This is a genomic window from Exiguobacterium sp. SH5S13, assembly GCF_004337085.1.
In the GTDB taxonomy this organism is placed as follows: Bacteria; Bacillota; Bacilli; order Exiguobacteriales; family Exiguobacteriaceae; genus Exiguobacterium; species Exiguobacterium aurantiacum_A.
In genome coordinates this window covers 1-18713 of record NZ_SJUS01000010.1, presented here as the reverse complement: position 1 = coordinate 18713, position 18713 = coordinate 1, and the positions used below count along the sequence as shown (strand labels likewise).

Below are 18713 nucleotides of genomic sequence, written 5' to 3'. Positions count from 1 at the left end.
AAGATAATAATGAAATATATGTAAAACGATTTCATGTAATAGGAATTATTTCAATTTATTATAATTCAAGCTGGAGGATCAAATGAGCCATTTTACAGACCAATTAAAAAATTCATTGGAAAAAGGGTTTCTTGATAAGAATCATCATCATATCAGCCCATTTAAACCAGAGCTACTCGTCAATGAGAAGAGCAAGCGGCAAGACGTCTTAACTTCTTTGACGGATGAGTTAAAAGTATGTCGGTCCTTTTTATTTTCTGTCGCATTCATCACCGAATCGGGGTTAGCGACACTAAAATCGACGCTCTTCGACTTACATGAAAAAGGAATTCGCGGAAAAATCATGACCTCGACGTATCAATTCTTCAACCAACCAAAAGTCTTTAAAGAACTACTTAAGCTTCAAAACGTTGAGGTCCGCATCGCCGAAGTTGAGGCGTTTCATTCAAAAGGTTACATTTTTCAGCATAATGAATACTACTCATTAATTGTTGGAAGTTCCAATCTGACGTCTGGAGCGTTAAAAACGAATTATGAATGGAATGTAAAATTGACATCTCATGAGAATGGGGAAATTGTTGAACACTTTTTACTACAATTTGAGGACATGTGGAATGAGTCGATTCAGCTGACGGCAGAATGGATTACGGCGTATGAACGAGTCTATCGTCCGATCTTCGGTGATCGGGTTGCCGAGTTTCCAAGTCGGTATGATGTGAATCGAATCGAAGACGCGTTACGAGTAGAGCCGAATTCGATGCAGCTCGCTGCCTTAAACGGAATCGAAGCAGTTCGTGCCCAAGGAAATCAGCGTGCCCTCGTCGTTTCCGCTACAGGTACAGGAAAAACATATTTAGCCGCTTTTGATGTACGCCGTTATCATCCGAATAGAATGCTGTTCGTCGTTCACCGAGAGCAAATTCTTCAAAAAGCAAAAGCAGATTTTCAAAGAGTAATTGGCGGGAAAGACGAAGACTTTGGTATCCTTTCGGGTTCAAGCCGAGCAACGAATGCTAAATATATGTTCGCAACGATTCAAACGATTTCAAAACAAGAGACGTTGAATCAATTTGACCCGGATACGTTTGACTATATTTTGATTGATGAAAGTCATCGCGCCGGTGCGAATACGTATCAACGAATGATTGAGTATTTTACACCGCGATTTTTACTTGGTATGACGGCAACTCCTGAGCGTTCGGACGGATATGACTTGTTTAAACTGTTTGACTACAACATTGCGTATGAAATCCGATTACAAGAAGCGCTTGAAGAAGATATGCTGTGCCCGTTTCATTATTTTGGGGTGACAGACCTTGCGGTGAGTGGAAATCAAGTTGAAATGGATATGTTTAATCAACTCGTTTCATTAGAGCGAGTTACACGAATTGTGGAAAAAATTGATTACTACGGATTTTCTGGAGAACGTTTGTGCGGATTGATGTTTTGTAGTTCAAAACGAGAGGCAAAACGATTATCTGAAGAATTGAATCGGCGTGGATTTAGAACTTGTGCATTAACTGGAGATGATTCACAAGAGAAACGGCGACTTGAAGTTGCGAATCTTGAAGAAGGGCGCTTAGATTATATTCTGACAGTTGATATCTTCAACGAAGGAATTGATATTCCAAGCATTAACCAAGTCGTTATGCTTCGTCAGACAGAGTCGAGTATTGTTTTTGTTCAACAGTTAGGACGAGGATTGCGCAAACATGACTCGAAACGGTATGTCACAGTAATCGATTTCATCGCAAACTATAAAAATAACTATTTAATTCCGGTTGCTTTATCGGATGACCATTCTCAAAATAAAGATTCGATTCGACGGAAAGTGATTGATCGTAGTTATATGTCTGGAACATCGACAATCAATTTTGAAGCAATTGCAAAAGAACGTATTTATGAATCGATTAACCAAGCAAGATTAACGGATTTAAAAGTATTGAAGGAAGCTTATCAAAACCTAAAAAACCGTTTGGGCCGTACACCAATGCTTCTTGATTTCATCGAAAATCATTCGATGGATCCAATTGTCGTGGGAACGAAAAGGGGGCACTATGGAGAACTGTTAAATACAGTAGAGCGTGATCTTCCGAATCTTCCACATTCTCATTCGCAAGTGTTATTGATGGTGACTCAAGAGTTATTATCAGGGAAACGAGTTCATGAAGTTTTGTTGTTACAAGCACTGCTACACCGGAAGACAGTGACAAGACAAAAGTTTATGAACTTGCTACTTGAACAAGGCGTTCGTTGTGACGAAGCAACGCTGCAATCTTTAGAGAATGTATTATCGTTAGGCTTTTTCAAAGATGCAGATCAATTGAAATACGGAAGTCACCCGCTCATTACATTGGACAATGAAGCGTATCAGTTGTCTTCGCACTTACAGTCGCTATTAACAAATGAATGGTTCTACCGCTTGTTTAACGACGTGTTACAGTCTTCGCTCGCAAGAAGTGAGCGTTACGATCAAACTAAACCTTTGACAAGACTTGAGAAATATACGAGAAAAGATGCGTGCCGGCTTTTGAACTGGGATAAAGAAGAGCAATCAACGATATACGGCTACAAAGTTAAGCATCAAACGTGTCCGATTTTTGTAACGTATCATAAAGGTGAAGACGTGGAAGCAAGTGTGAACTATGGAGATACATTTATCAATCCTGAAGTATTCCATTGGTTTACGAGAAGTCGCAGAACAACTAAGTCAGAAGAAGTTATTAAAATTGTGAATTCGAAACAGCGAAACATCGACGTTCATCTGTTTGTGAAAAAAGACGACGATGAAGGTGGAGATTTCTACTACTTAGGAGAAGTGACCCCGGATCTGGAATCAGTTCAAGATACGACAATGCTGAATCAAGATGGACAGGAATTGTCTGTAGTAACGATGAATTTACTTTTACAGGAAAGCGTCGATCAACAAATCTACGACTACCTTCATGAACAAACGCATTGAAAAAAGCCGAGCCGTGTTTTTTACACGTTCTCGGCTTTCGTCGTTTGATTGATGACGTCATTTACGGCAGGGATATCTGCTGGCGCCCAGACGAGGGAATGTAAGTTTTCTCGTTTCAACCAGATCAAGGCGTCATGTTCCGTTGCAACCGGAGTGCCTGACTTCAATTCAGCACGCAGTGAGATCAATTGAATGATAAACGTCTCATATTCATGAACGTGTTCATTAATCACTTCATGCGCTGTGATTTCACAGTTTAACTCTTCAAGAATTTCTCGCTCAAGTGCTTCTTGTAGCTTTTCACCGGCTTCGACTTTCCCACCAGGAAACTCCCACATATTTGAGATGAGCATATCGGTTGAGCGAAGCGCGCACAAAATCTCTTGCTGATCATTTTCGATTACAGCTGCGACAACTTTTACTTTTTTCTTCATACTTCTGACCTCGCTCTGTTCGTTTAGTTGCCTTCATCATACCATTCGAAACAAAGTGTGACGTCGGCGATTTCCGAAGTGTAAACCCGATAAAAAGTTTCACGGATGTTTTCCGTACTTAACCCTTATCTTTCATCACAAAAGCGTTATAATCAGTATAACGATTACAAAGAAACGATCGGCGAATGGGGATTTACTGAGGCGTTTCATACACAAATTCAGGGGAGAAGGATGGGGTTTTCATGAGCAGTGTCCAAAAGAGAACAGACGTCATTTTGATTGGTGCGGGAATTATGAGCGCGACGCTCGGGTCGCTCTTTAAAGAGCTCATACCAGAGTGGGAAGTCAAAGTGTTTGAGAAGCTCGCAAGCGCAGGGGAAGAGAGCTCGAACGAGTGGAATAACGCAGGAACGGGGCATGCCGCCCTCTGCGAGTTGAACTATACGACCGAGAATTCGGACGGCACGCTCGACATCTCAAAAGCGATCAACGTCAACGAGCAGTTCCAAATCTCGCGCCAGTTTTGGGCGCATTTGGTGAACAAAGGATTGATTCAACAACCGGAAGACTTTATCCGCTCGATCCCACATATGAGCATGGTCCAAGGGGAGAAAGATATCCGCTTCTTGAAGAAACGTTTGGAAGCGCTAACAAATAATCCGTTGTTCGAAGGCATGGTCTTATCGGACAATCCGGAGCAGTTGCGCGAATGGATGCCGATCGTCATGGAAGGTCGCACGATCGATGAGCCGATCGCCGCGACGAAAATTGACTCAGGGACGGACGTCAACTTTGGTGCGCTCACGCGGGTGCTGTTTGACCATTTGACAAATCATGACGTCGAGGTCAACTACAAGCATAGCGTCGAGGACGTGACACGGCTGCCAGACGGGCTATGGGAAGTGAAAGTGAAGGACATCGAGGCGAATACGATCGAGACGCATACGGCGCCGTTCCTCTTTATCGGCGGCGGTGGCGGCAGCTTGGCGCTGTTGCAAAAGACGGGTATCCCCGAGTCGAAGCATATCGGCGGATTCCCGGTGAGCGGATTGTTCCTCGTCTGTAAAAACCGTGACGTCATCGAGCAGCACCACGCCAAAGTATACGGCAAGGCGAAAGTCGGCGCGCCGCCGATGTCGGTGCCGCATCTTGATACACGTTACATCGATGGACGGAAAGAGCTCTTGTTCGGACCGTTCGCCGGCTTTACGCCGAAGTTCTTGAAGACGGGCTCGAACCTCGACCTCATTCAATCGGTCAAACCGTACAACGTCGTAACGATGCTCGCGGCCGGGGCGAAAGAGATGCCGCTCACGAAATATTTGATCGAGCAAGTGCTCTTGTCGCACGACAAGCGGATGGACGAGCTCCGTGAGTTCATCCCGACCGCAAAAAACGAGGATTGGGAAATCGTCGTCGCCGGTCAACGAGTGCAAGTCATTAAAGACACGCCAGCAGGCAAAGGCACGCTCCAATTCGGGACAGAGGTCGTCAGTGCGGAAGACGGTTCGGTCGCGGCACTCCTCGGTGCATCACCCGGTGCGTCGACTGCCGTCCACGTCATGTTGAAAGTGCTCGAGCAGTGCTTCCCTGAGCAGTTGCCGGAATGGGAACCGAAAATCAAGGCGATGGTGCCATCATACGGCATCTCGCTCTCAGACCATCCTGAGCTGTTCAAGACGATCCACGAATCGACGGCAATGGCGCTCGGTTTGAAAGAAAAGGGTGTCGTACACAATTGAATCAGTTGAAGCGAGAATGCGAAAATATTCTCGCTTTTTCTTTTAAATTTTGACATAAAAAAAGACCTCTTCATATAGAAGGGTCCAATCAAGTGGCGGCAACAGGTTCAGCGCTCAAATAAGCGGCAATCTGTTGATCGATGACTTCTTCCGACAAATGAAGCGCGAGTGAAAGTTCTTTCACAAGAATCGTTTTAGCGTTTTCTAAAATCTTACGATCCTGTTCATATAACTTTTTGTTCAACGAGACTGCTTCGGTTTGTCTCCGAGCAAGCGTGTTGATGACTTGAGCGATATCGTGACGGTTGCCCGAATGAACGACATGCAAGAATTCGCGGTTCCGGTTATTCGGATGGGGATTCCATTCGACACCAGGAGAGCGGAACGATTCGAGGATCTCTTTTGCTTCTTTAGCTTCCAAGAGTGTCAACATCATGACTTTGTCACTATCGACCGGAATACTGATCTGTAGCTTCTGCGCGTTGTTGATTGGATGGAGCGTATAGTACGACTTCGTCTCACCTGCGACCGTCATATCGGAAATTTCGTCAATGCGACAAACTCCGTGGGTCGAATAGATGATTAAATCATCAATTTTGAACAAATCGATCACCTCTTCCTAATATCCATTATAGAGGTAATTGATGTAAATTGTCAACCCGGTTGACATTGAAGGCCGCACAGACGGAAAAAACCTCTTCTTATGATGAGAAGAGATCAGAGTTTCCAGTCGGTTTGGAGCAACGTCTGCAATTGATTAAACGCATCGTCGCCAAGTGTCGTGGCAATTTTTTGTTCGAGATCGGCTTTTAGCGCCTCGTTTTGTTCATAACAGCGGATACCGAGGTCGGTCAGCTGAATGCATTTGTCTTTTCGGCTCGTCGGGTGGTCGGTCACCGTGACGAGCTCTTTTGTCTTCAAGTTCTTGATCAGTTTATGGATCGCCTGGCGTGACACATGGACGTTCCGTGTCACTTCGGAGATGGTCGGATTCTTTCGGTAGATGCGGGCGAGGATGTACCATTCCGAGTTGGAGATGTAAATATCATGTTGTTCGTTCCATGCCCGTTCGCTAATGCGTCGGATTTGATCGTGGCGCTCACCGAGCAGATCCAAAAGGTGCGTTGGCGTAAGTTGTTCGTATGGAGTCAAATTGGTCACTCCTATTCTGTTTTGTCGTTCCTAACTATACAAAAGCGGATAGGGCGCGTCAATGCGCTAGTATCTCAATTTCAACTGAACAGATGATCATGTCATACGATGACCCGGTTTAGACGCTAGTAAAAAAACGAGACCAAATGGCCTCGTTTTTTTTACTGGCATTCTTTATTTTTGAAATCGATGACCATTCGTCCTTGAATTTTACCTTGTTCCATCTCTTCGAAAATATCTTGGACTTCGTGGAGGCAACGTTTCTGGACGACCGGTACGACCTTTCCTTCGGCCCCGAATTGGAAAGCCTCTTCTAAGTCTTTACGTGTACCGACGAGTGATCCGACGACTTCGATGCCATCGAGGACGAGACGTGGGATATTCAAATCCATTGTTTCAGACGGAAGTCCGACCGCGACAACTTTTCCACACGCTCTTACAGCGTCGACCGCAGAGTTGAAGGCTACTTTTGAAACGGCCGTGACGACCGCAGCATGTGCGCCCCCGAGTTGCTCTTGGATGATTTTGTCCGCAGCGCCCTCTGTCACTGGATTGATGATCATATCGGCGCCACTGTCTTTAGCGAGTTTGAGTTTGTCATCATTGATGTCGACTGCGACGACGTACGCATTGAACACGTGTTTGGCGTACTGAATTGCCAGGTTACCAAGACCACCGCATCCATAGATAACAACGATTTGACCTGGCTTCACGTCAGCCACTTTAATGGCTTTATACGTCGTGACACCGGCACACGTGATACTCGAAGCTTGTGCCGGATCGAGTCCGTCTGGTACTTTGACAGTGAAATCGGCCATTACGATACTTTGCTCGGCCATCCCGCCATCAACGCTATATCCAGCGTTTTGTACGTGGCGGCAGAACGTTTCGCGTCCGGTCGTACAGTACTCACAACGCCCGCAGGCATGATACATCCAGGCGATACTGACGCGGTCTCCGACTTTCAAACTCGTTACGTCGTCAGCAATTTTTGAAACGATCCCGATGCCTTCGTGTCCGAGTACGCGGCCTTGGACATCACCGAAATCTCCCGCGGCAACGTGTAGGTCCGTGTGACATACGCCACAATACTCGACGTCGACAAGCGCCTCTCCAGAATTTAGTGGGCGCAACTCCTTTTCAACCACTTCGATATTCGCTTTGTTAGATGAATTGACTACGACTGCTTTCACTTTATCCCACGCTCCCCATCCTAATTATAGGTAATTAAAGATATGTAATTACCAAACTGATAAGAAAAGAATAGCATAAAAAAGGGAATGAAAACGCTTAACTAACGGCGGAATCTTGTCGCTTTCATGAACTTTTTTCACATATAGATTTCGGGAAACAGTATGAGACAGAACACGAAAGGGGGATGAATCGTGCCGACACGCACCGACCTGTTTCAAGCCTATAAACAGAAAATCATTGAGCTTCCTGATATGGACGAAACGACGTTGAAGAGCGAGATGTTCCTTCTCGAGGAAGACCCGAAGAAGCAATTGACCATTTATTATGCCCCGTTCGAATACATCAATCCGAATGCTAAAATCGTCATTGCTGGCATCACGCCGGGTCTCTATCAAATGCGACAGTCGTTCGAGGCGATCCGCGACTTGGCTGACGCCTCGGATGAAGCAGCGCTCCAGGCCGTCAAACAGCGCGGCAGCTTCTCAGGGCCGATTCGGAAGAACTTGGTGACGATGCTCGACGACTTGGACTTGCATCACCATCTCCAGATCGAATCGACGCTCGACTTGTTCGGTGAGGCGAACCATCTCGTGCAGAACACCGCTGTGTTGCCTTATCCGGTCTTCTACAAAGGCAAGAACTATAACGGTTCGAGTCCGGACATGTTAAGAACGGAGCTGTTCCGTTCATACGTCGAGGGAAGTTTCGCCGACGAGATGGCCGTCCTCGAAGATGCGCTCATTTTACCGATGGGTGTCAACGTGCGTCGGGCCGTCGAGACGCTCGTCGCTCGAGGACTCGTCGCACCAGAACGTGTCGTGAGCGGGTTTCCGCATCCGTCAGGCGGAAACGGACACCGACATCGTATCTTCGCTGAGAACCGTGACGCGATGCGGTCTCATATCGCCGACCATTTCAAGCGTCACCCGATTTGAGTGCACAAAAGGCAGAAAGCGCGATCGCGCTTTCTGCCTTTTCGAACGTTACATATATAGCACATAAATCATCATAACCGAGACAACAAGGAAGAGGAGGCTCATGACTCCTCCGGCCTTCATATAGTCCGCGTTGCGGTAACCACCCGGTCCCATGATGAAGGCGTTGACTTGATGGGTCGGTAAAATGAACGAGTTCGAAGCCGATACCGCGACAAGTAGCGCGAGACCGATCGGATCGATGTTGAACGTATCGGCCATCATCAGAACGAGCGGGACGAGCAAGACGGTCGCTGCCACGTTTGACATGAAGAGTGAGAAGAACATCGTGATGATCCCGATGATGAATAGAATTGCGAGCGTGCTCCACCCGCCAACGAGATTGACGATGGCGTCCGCCGTATAAGCGGCAGCGCCACTCTTTTCAAAGGCTATACCGAGCGGGATGAGCCCGGCTAGTAAGAACACGGTCTTCCAGTCAATGGCTGGGTAAATCTCATCTTTCGGGATGACACCGAGTAAAATCATCAGCAGGGCTCCCGTAAAGAAGCTGAGCGACAGTGGAAAACCGAGAAAGACGAGACCGAGGGCGACGATGATTGAAAACAAGGCTGGTTTTTTCTTGTTTTGCTGTGGTGCGAGTTCGGGTGCTTTCACATCGCTTAAAATCGCGACTTCGCGACCGTTCCGCAAATTGATCAAATCTTTCCAGCTGCCGTAGACGACGAGTTGCATGCCGGCTTCGAACGGGACGTTTTCCAGTTTTGTCTGCGTACCGTCGCTTCCGACGATGGCAAGCGGCTCAAGTCGGAAATTTTTTCTGAAGCCAATATCGCGGAGCGTCTTCCCGATGAACGGCGACGTCGGCGGGATGATGATCTCAGCGAATCCGCTCTCATCTTCATTTTCAAGCGAGGCGAAGTATTCGAGTTCAGGTTTGACGGTCAGTTCATAATCGGCCGCGAAGCGACTGATCGCCTCGTCCGTTCCGAGGATGGCGAGCGTCTGCCCGATGGCGAGGTGTGTCTTGCGCCAAGGGCCATAGACGTGGCTCCCACCTTCACGAAGTGCGAGAATGTTGATCCCATACGTCGACCAAATGTCGAGTTGTTCAATCGTTTGTCCGGCAAGGCGAGCGTTGACGTCTAGCTCATGGATGTCGGTCGTCAAATGGTGTGTTTCTTCCATGAAAGAAGCGCTCGTCGTCTGCGTTTCCCCCGACGCTTTCGGCAAGACGAGGCCGCCCGCGAAGTAGAAGTAGAGGATGCCGGTCGCGAGCAAAACGAGACCGATTGGTGTGACAGCGAACAAGTTTAAAGCGTCAAACCCGGACTCGGTCAACAAGTCGTTCAAGATGATGAGCGGACCCGAAGCGACCATCGTCAGTGTGCCCCCGAGAATGGCGGCGAACCCCATCGGCATGATCAGCTTGGAAGCCGGGATGTTGGCATTTTTACTGATCCGCTTTAAGGCTGGTAAGAATAAGGCGGCCGCGCCGATGTTTTGCATGAACGCCGAGATGAGTCCTACGGTTGTCGATGTCGTTGCCATGACGTTCTTCTCTTTGACCCCGACTCGTTTCGTGATAAATTCTGCGACGACGGCCATGATGCCGGAACGTTCGATACCGTAACCGATCAACATAACCCCGATGACAGAAATGACAGCGTTTGACGCGAATCCAGAAAATGCCTCATTAGCCGTGATGACACCGGTCCATGGCAAGATGACCATGATCAAGACGGCGACGAGGTCGGTCCGGAGTTTATCAGTGACGAATAAGATGATCGCTAGCGCCAAGACAGCGAAGGTCAATAGTATTTCGGTAGTCATTCACATACCCCCTGTGGTATTTATTAATTTTATTATAAGTGTCTAGAAGGCTTAAAGTGAAGTAAAACGTACTTCAAGCTCAAACCGAACCATTTTGATGAGCCGCCTCAACTGACAATTGCTCTTTAGTTCGCTAAAATGAAGAACGGTTATCATCCACTTTTTCAGTATGAAAGAAAGGGGACGGTCTATGATCACGTTAACGAATGTAAGCAAACAGTTTGGTCGTGACGAGGCGGTCCGTGACGTCTCGCTCCAGATTGAACGAGGCGAGATGTATGGCATCATCGGTGCGAGCGGTGCCGGCAAGTCGACGCTGCTGCGCCTGATGAACTTGCTCGAGACGCCGGACGCAGGGACGGTCACGGTCGATGGGAACGAACTGACGAGTCTATCGAGCCGGCAACTCCGCGAACAGCGACACGTCATCGGGATGATCTTTCAACAGTTCAACCTCGTCGGCAACAAGACGGTATATGACAACGTGGTCGCCCCGCTTAAACTGGCACGACGACCGCAGGCGAAGCACGAGGAACGGGTGCTCGAATGCCTCCGCTTTGTCGGACTCGAGTCGTTTAAGGACAAGTACCCGGCCCAGCTGAGCGGCGGGCAAAAGCAACGCGTCGCCATCGCCCGGGCGCTCGCGAACGAACCGCACGTCTTGTTGTGTGACGAGCCGACTTCGTCGCTCGACCCGAACACGACGGCCGAAATCCTCGGCGTGCTGAAGTCGATCAACGAGGCGCTCGGTGTCACGATCGTCATCGTCACCCACGAGATGGACGTCATCAAGCAAGTGTGTGACCGCGTGACCGTCATGGCGGATGGATCGGTGTATGAGACGCTCGATCTCGTCCCGCGTGGTGTCCCGGAAATCGACAATAATCCGGCTTGGTTCGTCAACGAGTTGCGAAAGGCGGGTGAGCCGAATGCCTGACGTGCTCGTTCAATATCAGACCGAGATTTGGCGCTCGATCGGTGAGACGTTCATCATGGTCGGCGTCTCGATCCTCGCCGCCGTCCTCGTCGGCTTACCGCTCGGAACGTGGCTCTACTTGTCTCGGAAAGGGCAGTTGCTCGAGAATCGGGCCGTCTTCTCGGTGCTCAACTTGGTCGTCAACATCGTCCGCTCGTTCCCGTTCCTGCTCCTCGTCGTGTTTTTGATTCCATTTACGCGGCTCATCATCGGAACGGCGCTTGGGACGGCGGCAGCGACCGTGCCACTCGCGATCATCGCCATCGCCCACTACTCTCGTCTCGTCGAACAGTCGCTCCTAGACGTCCCGCGCGGCGTCGTCGAGGCGGCCGTATCGATGGGGGCGTCGATCAAAGACGTCATCTTCAAATTCTTATACGTCGAGGCCCGGTCCGGACTCGTCCTCGGGCTGACGACGTCGATCATCAGCTTCATCTCGTACTCGACCATCATGGGGGTGGTCGGGGGCGGCGGCATCGGCGACTTCGCCATCCGCTACGGCTATCAACAGTTCAAGACGGAGCTTATGCTGTATATGATCTTCATCATGCTCGTCTTCGTCCAGCTGATTCAGTTCACCGGTACGACGGTGGCCCGGGTCATCGATAAACGCTAATCACCTACAGAAAGAAGGAAAATCAATGAAAAAATTAATGGCACTCTTCGCCTCACTCACACTCGTCCTCGCGGCGTGTGGAACTGACAACGAAACAACGACGGAAGCACCGACGAACGAGCCGCAGACGCTCAAAGTCGCCTCGCTCATCCCGCCGATGACCGACATGCTCGAGATCGCGAAAGACCAGCTCGCGGAAGACAACATCGAACTCGAAATCGTCGTCCTCGGCGACAACGTGCAACCGAACACGGCGCTCGCGGCGAAAGAAGTCGATGCGAACTTCTTCCAGCACGTCCCGTATATGGAAGAGTTCAACCGCAGCAATGACGCCAACCTCGTTCCGATTGAACCGATCTATTTCGCCAACTACGGCGTCTACTCGAAAGAGTACGACAACATCGACGACATCCCAGAAGGCGCGACGATCGCGATCGCGAACGACGTCTCGAACATCGACCGCTCACTTTCGCTGCTCGCGCAGCACGACGTGATCAAACTTGGGGAGAAGACCGGTTCGTACTACACGCAAGCGGACATCACGGACAACCCGAAAAACCTTAAGTTTGAAGAAGTCGACCTTCTCATGCTCGCGCGTGCCTATGACGACGTCGACGCGGTCCTCATGACGCCGGCGTACGCGGCACCGCTCAACCTTACACCGAAGAGCGACGCGCTCTTGACGGAAGGGGTCGAGAACGACTTCGCCATCACGCTCATCGCCCGTGAAGACAACAAGGACGATGAAGCGATCCAGAAACTCGGTGAAGCGCTCACGAGCGACGAAGTCCGTGCGTTCTTAGAAGAGAATTACGACGAAACGGCGATCCCGGCGTTTTAATTAATTTTGCGCTCAAAGTGAAATGTGTTGTTCAAATGAATCAATGACTTGTTGCGCCACGCGTATATAGTCTTGTTCCAACTGAGCTGATTCGTAAGAGAACCAAATACCGTCTTCATATGGAGAATGACTGCCTAGTCTTCGTCGCGCGTCGACGTCGACATCGTGGGCGGTCATTTTTTGTGGGCTGATTTGTTCTCCCCAAGGTGTCAGAAAAACAGTGGCTGGAGCTTGAGCCAACACGACAGTGAACGAGCCACCATGACGATTGAATTGAAAGGTGACTAAATCCATTTGGTCTGATTGAACGCGCCGAAAGTGAGGAAACGAGCCTTTGAATTGATGCGACCGTAAATAAGGAACTACCTCTCGTTTCAGGATGACAATCATGTTTTTTCGTTGTTGTGATAGCATAAGATTCTCCTTTGAGTGGTTTAGTTCGAATATATAGAAAAACAGGATTGAGCGCACGCTCAATCCTGTTTTGTTAAAACTCTTCATACTCTCTCGGGTCTTGGTTGTCGATGCGGCCATCCGGTTTCGTCAACGCATTGATGGTCTCCATCTCGTCCTCGGTCAACTCGAAGTTGAAGACGTCGAGATTTTCTTGTTGGTGTAGCTCGCTCGACGAACGCGGGAGCGGGATGACGCCAAGCTGGATGTGCCAACGCAGGATGACCTGCGACACGGTCTTACCTTTTTGGTTGGCGAGCTCGGTGATTGTCTCGTCATGAATGACTGTCCGGGCCCGGCTGAGCGGACTCCACGCCTCAGTGACGATATCTCGCTCTTTGTCGGCTTGACGTTGCTCGACTTGGGAGAAGTAGGGATGGAGCTCGATTTGGTTGATGACCGGTGTCTCACCCGTCTCTTCGATCAAGCGATCGAGATGCTCAGGCATGAAGTTCGAGGCGCCGATCGAGCGGATCCATCCGTTCTTTTTCGCTTGGATGAGCGCGCGCCATGCCTCGACGTATTTATCTTGCTTCGGGTTCGGCCAGTGGAGTAAAAATAAGTCCCAATAGTCGAGGTTGGCCCGGTAGAGCGACTCTTGAATCATATTGAGGGCCTCATCATAATCGAAATATTGACCACGCAGTTTCGACGTCAAAAATAACTGCTCACGCGGGATGCCGGACTGCCGGACTGCTTCCCCGAGCGCGCCTTCGTTATCGTAGCGAATCGCTGAGTCGATGAGACGATAACCGTTACGGATCGCGCTAGTGATGGCGTCGACACCGGCCTCACCTCGTAAGAAGACAGTGCCGAGTCCGATAGCCGGAATCTCGTAACCGTCGTGTAGTTTGATGGTCGGAATGTTCATAAAATGCCTCCTCATTCAAAATCCGTTCTCTTGTCCGCTATTCCACTTTCCCGGGGAATGAAACGTTTGAACTGTATTAAAAACTATTTTTATACAAAATAGCCTTGACTGATTGAGGCAGGTAAAGAATAATACTTATGTTGATAATGATTATCATTATCTATGAAAAGAAGCGGAAAGGAATTGACGTGCGACTCATTCAAGCAAAATCAAATTTAATTAAATTTACGTATTGGATACTTTTTGGCTTATGTTCAATCGTGATTGTGTCAAGTTACTCAATTACAGTCGGGGCAGCCACAATCCCTATCTCTGCTATTCAAGACGCCATTTTTCATTATGATTCATCTAATGCCCAACACGTTGTGATTTGGGATTTGCGTTTGCCAAGAGTGTTTGCGGCTATACTCGTTGGAGCATCCTTTGCCGTAGCTGGAGCCATCATGCAAGGAGTGACACGAAATAGCTTAGCGGATCCGGGTATTCTTGGGATTAACGCAGGCGCTGCATTCGCATTGGCGATTTCATTCGTATTTTTCCCGAACATCTCGTTTACGCTGTTAATGTTTATTACGTTCATCGGAGCTGTAATAAGTATGGGTTTAACGTTCGGTGTGACGAGCTTATACGGTCAAGTTACCGCACTGCGTCTCGTGTTGGCTGGTTCGGCAGTCTCGGCCTTATTTTTTGCTTTAAGTGAAGCAGTCACCATCTATTTTAAAGTGTCGCAAGATGTGGCATTTTGGTATGCCGGAGGACTCATCGGTGTTTCGTTCGAACAATTAAAAGTCGTGGCACCATGGATTGTCGCCATGTTGATGTTTGCGATTCTATTCAGTCGCAAAGTTACGACGTTAAGTCTTGGTGAAGATGTGGCGATTGGTTTAGGAGAAGATGTTAAGAAATCGAAATTTATACTAGCGTTAGTCGTCCTACTGTTAGCCGGTGCCTCGGTCTCGATGGTCGGTCCAATCGGCTTTATCGGTTTAGTAGTTCCTCATATGGTTCGCGGGATTGTCGGAGTTGACTATCGATACATCATTCCTTGTTCGGCTATATACGGTGCTTTGTTATTGCTTATCTCTGACCTGTTGGCCCGAACCATCAATCCACCTTATGAAATCCCAGTGGGTGCAATTTTAGCTTTGATTGGGGTCCCGTTCTTCCTACACATCGCGAGAAAAGCGAGGCGTGAACTATGAGAAAGCCATATATTGCTTGGACCGGTATGCTCATTGTGAGTTGGTGGATGGTCGCACTGTATAGCATCAATTCAGGGTTCATATCCCTTACTCCACAAGAAGTGTTAGACACCCTCTTCGGTCAAGGGACAAGTCAACAGACAATGATCTTGTTCGATTTGAGGTTGCCGCGAATTTTCTTGGCTTCATTCATCGGCTTCGGACTTGCTATTTCAGGGGCTACTTTACAAGCGACGATGCGAAACAGCTTAGCTGAACCAGGTATATTAGGCATCAATGGCGGGGCAGGGCTATTCGTCGTATTATTCGTCACTTTGTTGCCGACCACTTCAAACGAGTGGATTCAAGCGGTCAGCTTACCGGTGGTCGCGCTAATCGGTGGGGTGCTAACCGCCTTCATCATTTATGTGTTAGCTTACAATCGGAACGAAGGAACACCGCCGATTCGGTTAATTCTAGTTGGAATCGGTGTGGCGTCTGGAATGAGTGCGTTAATGATCGTATTGACACTTGCGTTGAATCCTTTTCAGTACCAATTCACAAAACTTTGGTTGGCCGGCAGTATTTGGGGTGCTTCTTGGGAAAAAGTTGCTTCACTGCTCCCTTGGCTCTTGATCGGTGGAGGGCTCTTAATGTACCGCAGCCGCTATTTAGATGTGTTGACGTTTAAAGAAGACATGGCTGTCGGCTTAGGGGTGAAAGTGGAACAGACCCGGCTGTGGTTGAGCTGGATTGCGGTAGCGGTTGCTAGCGCTTGTGTGGCCGTCGGTGGCGGCATTAGCTTTGTCGGTTTGATCGCACCTCACTTGACGAAGCAACTGATCGGGACAAAGCATCGGTATGTTATTCCGATTTCAGGTCTAGTGGGAGCACTGCTCGTTTTGACAGCTGACACAATCGGACGCCTTATTTTACAGCCTAGTGAGATACCGGCGGGAATTGTTATCGCAATCATCGGAGCCCCTTACTTTTTACATTTGCTCGCTAAAAAAATATAAACAGAAAGCAGGATGAGATATGAAACATTTATGGCTTGCCACAATGGCGGCACTCCTTTTAGTGATCGGTGTTGGATGTGCCCAGTCAGAGACTGAGACGAAAACAGCGACGACTGAAAAACGAACGATTGAACATGCCGGAGGGACGACAGAACTTTCATCAGATGTTGAGAAGGTAGTCGTTCTTGTCCCTGGATGGGAAGATTATTTGTTGTCACTCGGCATTACGCCGGTCGGTGTCACGAATGGTTTTGAGCAAATTGGCGATGGGGTCTTGCCTTATCTACAAGAAGATTTGAAAGATGCCCAGCGTGTCGGTGACCCATATCAAGGGAATTTTGAAGCGATTATGGCGACAGAACCAGACGTTATCATCGGGGATGTCTGGTTGAAAGAATCTTATGACCAATTGAACGCGATTGCGCCGACCATATTGATTGGTTCGGAAGAGGGAGACGTGGACCCGAAAGAGTGGGAGACGAACTTTTTGAAAGTAGCAGAAGTGTTCGGTAAAGAAACAGAAGCGGAAAATATCATCCAACAGACAAATGATCGTGCGGAAGAGTTATCTGCGCAATTTGAAACTGAACTAGGGGATGAAAAAGTTGCATTCCTTCGCGTGCGCCCGAAAGATCGAGGTCTTAACATTTATGCGAAAACAGATCATCCGTTGAACACGTTGATGTATGAGAATCTGAAATTAAATGCCGCGAACATGGTACCAGCGGATGGTGGATCGAGTGAATTATCTTTCGAAAAAGTGCCTGAAATTGACGCTGACCATTTATTTTTCCAAGTCGACAATAACGGGAAAGCTCACATGGAAGAGATTAAAAACAGTAACCTTTGGCAATCCGTCCCGGCCGTTCAAAAAAATCAAGTTCATCCTGACGACTATTGGGTATACATGGCCTGGGGACCTAAAGGACGAAATTTGATCATGGATCAACTTGAAGGACATCTACTGAAATAAGCCGCACAGAAAGGAGGAGTCATGATGACTGATGAAATGCATCGCTATTTAAAAGACGAATATGGAATTGTGATCGATTCGACGTCATCACTAGACTTTTCTTACGATGAGTTGCTGACGGATGCAAGTGTGGTCTCTTCCCTTCTACGGCATCAACAACAGCAAATGGAAAACTGTCATCCGGTCGTGGCAGGGACACTGTTTGCCAAACGCTATTCGGTTTTGTTCATGGGGTTACTCGACGCATTCAACCGATTCGATTGTCTAGTAATTCCACGTCTTAATAGCGGCGGGATTCGGTGCATCGAGGATGGTTGTATGGAATTTGTTATTCATAAATATGACGTGTTTTCGTCTCAAGACGGACACGACACGAACGAAGCCTGGGTTCGCTGGCTTACCAGTCACCTTACTCCTTTGCTAACAAAAGTTTCAGACGAAACAAAAGCAAAATTGTCTCACATGTATAGCCTGATTTCACATAATCTATTTCAAATCGATTTACAGATGGAGCAATCAGAGCCTGAACATGCAGACGAATATCGTCAGAACCTGCATACGCTGATCGATGACGGAGTGAAAAGCGCAAATCCGTTGAATATGACGTTCAAGCTAATCGATAATGGAACTGAGAGCTATTATGTGCGCAAACATTGTTGCTTGGCGTACGTGAAACAAAATCGTGATCGTTCCTCATGTTGCGGAACGTGTCCGTTGTTGCATAATTGATTTGTTGAAACCGCTCGTGCGTTGCCGAGCGGTTTTTAAATGCGTTCATTTCGATTGAAGAATTATTATTTTTTGAGATAATATGAGTGAGGTGATTGGGATGAAGTTGTGGTGGACAATCGGTTTGATAGTGGCGGTTGCGTTACTTTACGTGAATGACGCTTGGTACGGGGGTGCGGCGACATTTGGTGTGCCGATCGGTTGGATGATTTCGATATTGATTTTAGTGAAGCTCACGTATCCGAGACGTAAAGTATGGTCCGCATTTGTGAGTGTGTTTTTAGTCGGCACTACGACCGTACTTTCGATTCCGACTTACTCGGTCGCTGCCGCGGAACAAGAATTGTCCACAACGCACGGGAGCGTCACTTATACGGAAAGTGTGCGAACGAACGGGGACGAATGGAATCCGTTCGTTTCAACTGTCGCGTATGTATTTGAAACGGAGACGGGGGAGTCGATCCTGTTCATCCCGGACACTGGGAAGTCGTTTGAACTATAAAAAAACTCGTCCCCACGTGGGAGGGCACTGAAAAACTTCAAATGATTTTAAGCAGATGAGCGTCGTCCCGGATGGGATGACGCTCATCTGCTTTCATTGCCCTTCGAGCCGCCCTGTCCGGCACGCCGCTTTCCTGGGGGCGGTCAGCGAGCCGCATCGCGACGATGTCGCTGCTGGGTCTCGCCTTGCCCGCTGTTCCCCCGGGAGTCGGCGTGCCCTCGGGGCGACGCTGTACGTCCTTGCCGTTTCGGACTAAACTGGCTATAACTACACATCCTGGAGGCGATCCCGATGATGCCA

At 48.4% G+C, this 18713-nt stretch carries 18 protein-coding genes; 11 read left to right on the top strand and 7 right to left on the bottom strand.

What is annotated here, in order from left to right; genetic code table 11:
- The first annotated feature begins 82 nt into the window (after positions 1 to 82).
- Positions 83 to 2962, top strand: coding sequence for a DEAD/DEAH box helicase (locus tag EVJ30_RS07100; protein ID WP_131468526.1), 2880 nt, complete (start codon positions 83 to 85; stop codon positions 2960 to 2962).
- A gap of 20 nt (positions 2963 to 2982) precedes the next feature.
- Here the strand turns inward: EVJ30_RS07100 and EVJ30_RS07095 are convergent, their stop codons facing one another.
- The gene (locus tag EVJ30_RS07095; RefSeq protein ID WP_131468524.1) at positions 2983 to 3396 is read right to left on the bottom strand and encodes a (deoxy)nucleoside triphosphate pyrophosphohydrolase; all 414 of its coding nucleotides are present in this window, start codon (positions 3394 to 3396) and stop codon (positions 2983 to 2985) included.
- Between the two features lie 242 nt (positions 3397 to 3638).
- Between EVJ30_RS07095 and mqo the strand changes: the two genes are divergently transcribed.
- The gene (gene mqo / locus EVJ30_RS07090) at positions 3639 to 5138 is read left to right on the top strand and encodes a malate dehydrogenase (quinone) (protein WP_131468522.1); all 1500 of its coding nucleotides are present in this window, start codon (positions 3639 to 3641) and stop codon (positions 5136 to 5138) included.
- 88 nt (positions 5139 to 5226) lie between these two features.
- On the opposite strand, the gene EVJ30_RS07085 is transcribed toward mqo, so the two are convergent.
- From EVJ30_RS07085 to adhP, 3 genes are all read right to left on the bottom strand, one after another.
- Positions 5227 to 5751 carry a CarD family transcriptional regulator gene (locus tag EVJ30_RS07085; RefSeq protein WP_016510581.1) on the bottom strand — a complete coding sequence of 175 codons (525 nt, stop codon included), beginning with the start codon at positions 5749 to 5751 and terminating at the stop codon, positions 5227 to 5229.
- A gap of 104 nt (positions 5752 to 5855) precedes the next feature.
- Positions 5856 to 6290: a MarR family winged helix-turn-helix transcriptional regulator gene (locus EVJ30_RS07080; RefSeq protein ID WP_070328004.1), complete on the bottom strand. Its 435-nt coding sequence runs from the start codon at positions 6288 to 6290 to the stop codon at positions 5856 to 5858.
- Positions 6291 to 6451: 161 nt separating this feature from the next.
- Positions 6452 to 7483, bottom strand: coding sequence for an alcohol dehydrogenase AdhP (gene adhP, locus EVJ30_RS07075; RefSeq protein WP_070328005.1), 1032 nt, complete (start codon positions 7481 to 7483; stop codon positions 6452 to 6454).
- Between the two features lie 192 nt (positions 7484 to 7675).
- Here adhP and EVJ30_RS07070 point away from each other — a divergent pair, with 192 nt between their 5' ends.
- Positions 7676 to 8419 (top strand): hypothetical protein, encoded by a 744-nt coding sequence (locus tag EVJ30_RS07070; protein ID WP_131457778.1) that lies wholly within the window; start codon positions 7676 to 7678, stop codon positions 8417 to 8419.
- A 48-nt stretch (positions 8420 to 8467) separates the two neighbouring features.
- Here the strand turns inward: EVJ30_RS07070 and EVJ30_RS07065 are convergent, their stop codons facing one another.
- Complete coding sequence (locus EVJ30_RS07065; protein WP_131468520.1) at positions 8468 to 10252, bottom strand: SLC13 family permease; 1785 nt, start codon at positions 10250 to 10252, stop codon at positions 8468 to 8470.
- 190 nt (positions 10253 to 10442) lie between these two features.
- Between EVJ30_RS07065 and EVJ30_RS07060 the strand changes: the two genes are divergently transcribed.
- From EVJ30_RS07060 to EVJ30_RS07050, 3 genes are read left to right on the top strand one after another with little or no spacing between them, the layout of a single operon-like run.
- Positions 10443 to 11189, top strand: coding sequence for a methionine ABC transporter ATP-binding protein (locus EVJ30_RS07060; RefSeq protein ID WP_131457776.1), 747 nt, complete (start codon positions 10443 to 10445; stop codon positions 11187 to 11189).
- Positions 11182 to 11844, top strand: a complete 663-nt coding sequence (locus EVJ30_RS07055; RefSeq protein WP_071398721.1) for a methionine ABC transporter permease — start codon at positions 11182 to 11184, stop codon at positions 11842 to 11844. Before EVJ30_RS07060 ends, EVJ30_RS07055 begins: the two co-directional genes overlap by 8 nt.
- Positions 11845 to 11869: 25 nt before the next feature.
- On the top strand, positions 11870 to 12685 hold the full coding sequence (locus tag EVJ30_RS07050; RefSeq protein WP_131468518.1) for a MetQ/NlpA family ABC transporter substrate-binding protein: 816 nt from the start codon (positions 11870 to 11872) through the stop codon (positions 12683 to 12685).
- A gap of 12 nt (positions 12686 to 12697) precedes the next feature.
- Here the strand turns inward: EVJ30_RS07050 and EVJ30_RS07045 are convergent, their stop codons facing one another.
- Positions 12698 to 13099: a DUF4304 domain-containing protein gene (locus tag EVJ30_RS07045; RefSeq protein ID WP_161567367.1), complete on the bottom strand. Its 402-nt coding sequence runs from the start codon at positions 13097 to 13099 to the stop codon at positions 12698 to 12700.
- A gap of 73 nt (positions 13100 to 13172) precedes the next feature.
- Positions 13173 to 14009 (bottom strand): aldo/keto reductase, encoded by an 837-nt coding sequence (locus EVJ30_RS07040; RefSeq protein ID WP_131468514.1) that lies wholly within the window; start codon positions 14007 to 14009, stop codon positions 13173 to 13175.
- Between the two features lie 137 nt (positions 14010 to 14146).
- Between EVJ30_RS07040 and EVJ30_RS07035 the strand changes: the two genes are divergently transcribed.
- From EVJ30_RS07035 to EVJ30_RS07015, 5 genes are all read left to right on the top strand, one after another.
- Positions 14147 to 15211 carry a FecCD family ABC transporter permease gene (locus EVJ30_RS07035; protein WP_131468512.1) on the top strand — a complete coding sequence of 355 codons (1065 nt, stop codon included), beginning with the start codon at positions 14147 to 14149 and terminating at the stop codon, positions 15209 to 15211.
- On the top strand, positions 15208 to 16209 hold the full coding sequence (locus tag EVJ30_RS07030; protein ID WP_131468510.1) for a FecCD family ABC transporter permease: 1002 nt from the start codon (positions 15208 to 15210) through the stop codon (positions 16207 to 16209). The genes EVJ30_RS07035 and EVJ30_RS07030 overlap by 4 nt, the downstream gene beginning before the upstream one ends.
- Positions 16210 to 16228: 19 nt before the next feature.
- The gene (locus tag EVJ30_RS07025; RefSeq protein ID WP_131441310.1) at positions 16229 to 17182 is read left to right on the top strand and encodes an ABC transporter substrate-binding protein; all 954 of its coding nucleotides are present in this window, start codon (positions 16229 to 16231) and stop codon (positions 17180 to 17182) included.
- 24 nt (positions 17183 to 17206) lie between these two features.
- Positions 17207 to 17911 carry a hypothetical protein gene (locus tag EVJ30_RS07020; RefSeq protein WP_131457772.1) on the top strand — a complete coding sequence of 235 codons (705 nt, stop codon included), beginning with the start codon at positions 17207 to 17209 and terminating at the stop codon, positions 17909 to 17911.
- 100 nt (positions 17912 to 18011) lie between these two features.
- Positions 18012 to 18413: a hypothetical protein gene (locus EVJ30_RS07015; protein WP_131457771.1), complete on the top strand. Its 402-nt coding sequence runs from the start codon at positions 18012 to 18014 to the stop codon at positions 18411 to 18413.
- Positions 18414 to 18713: the final 300 nt, after the last annotated feature.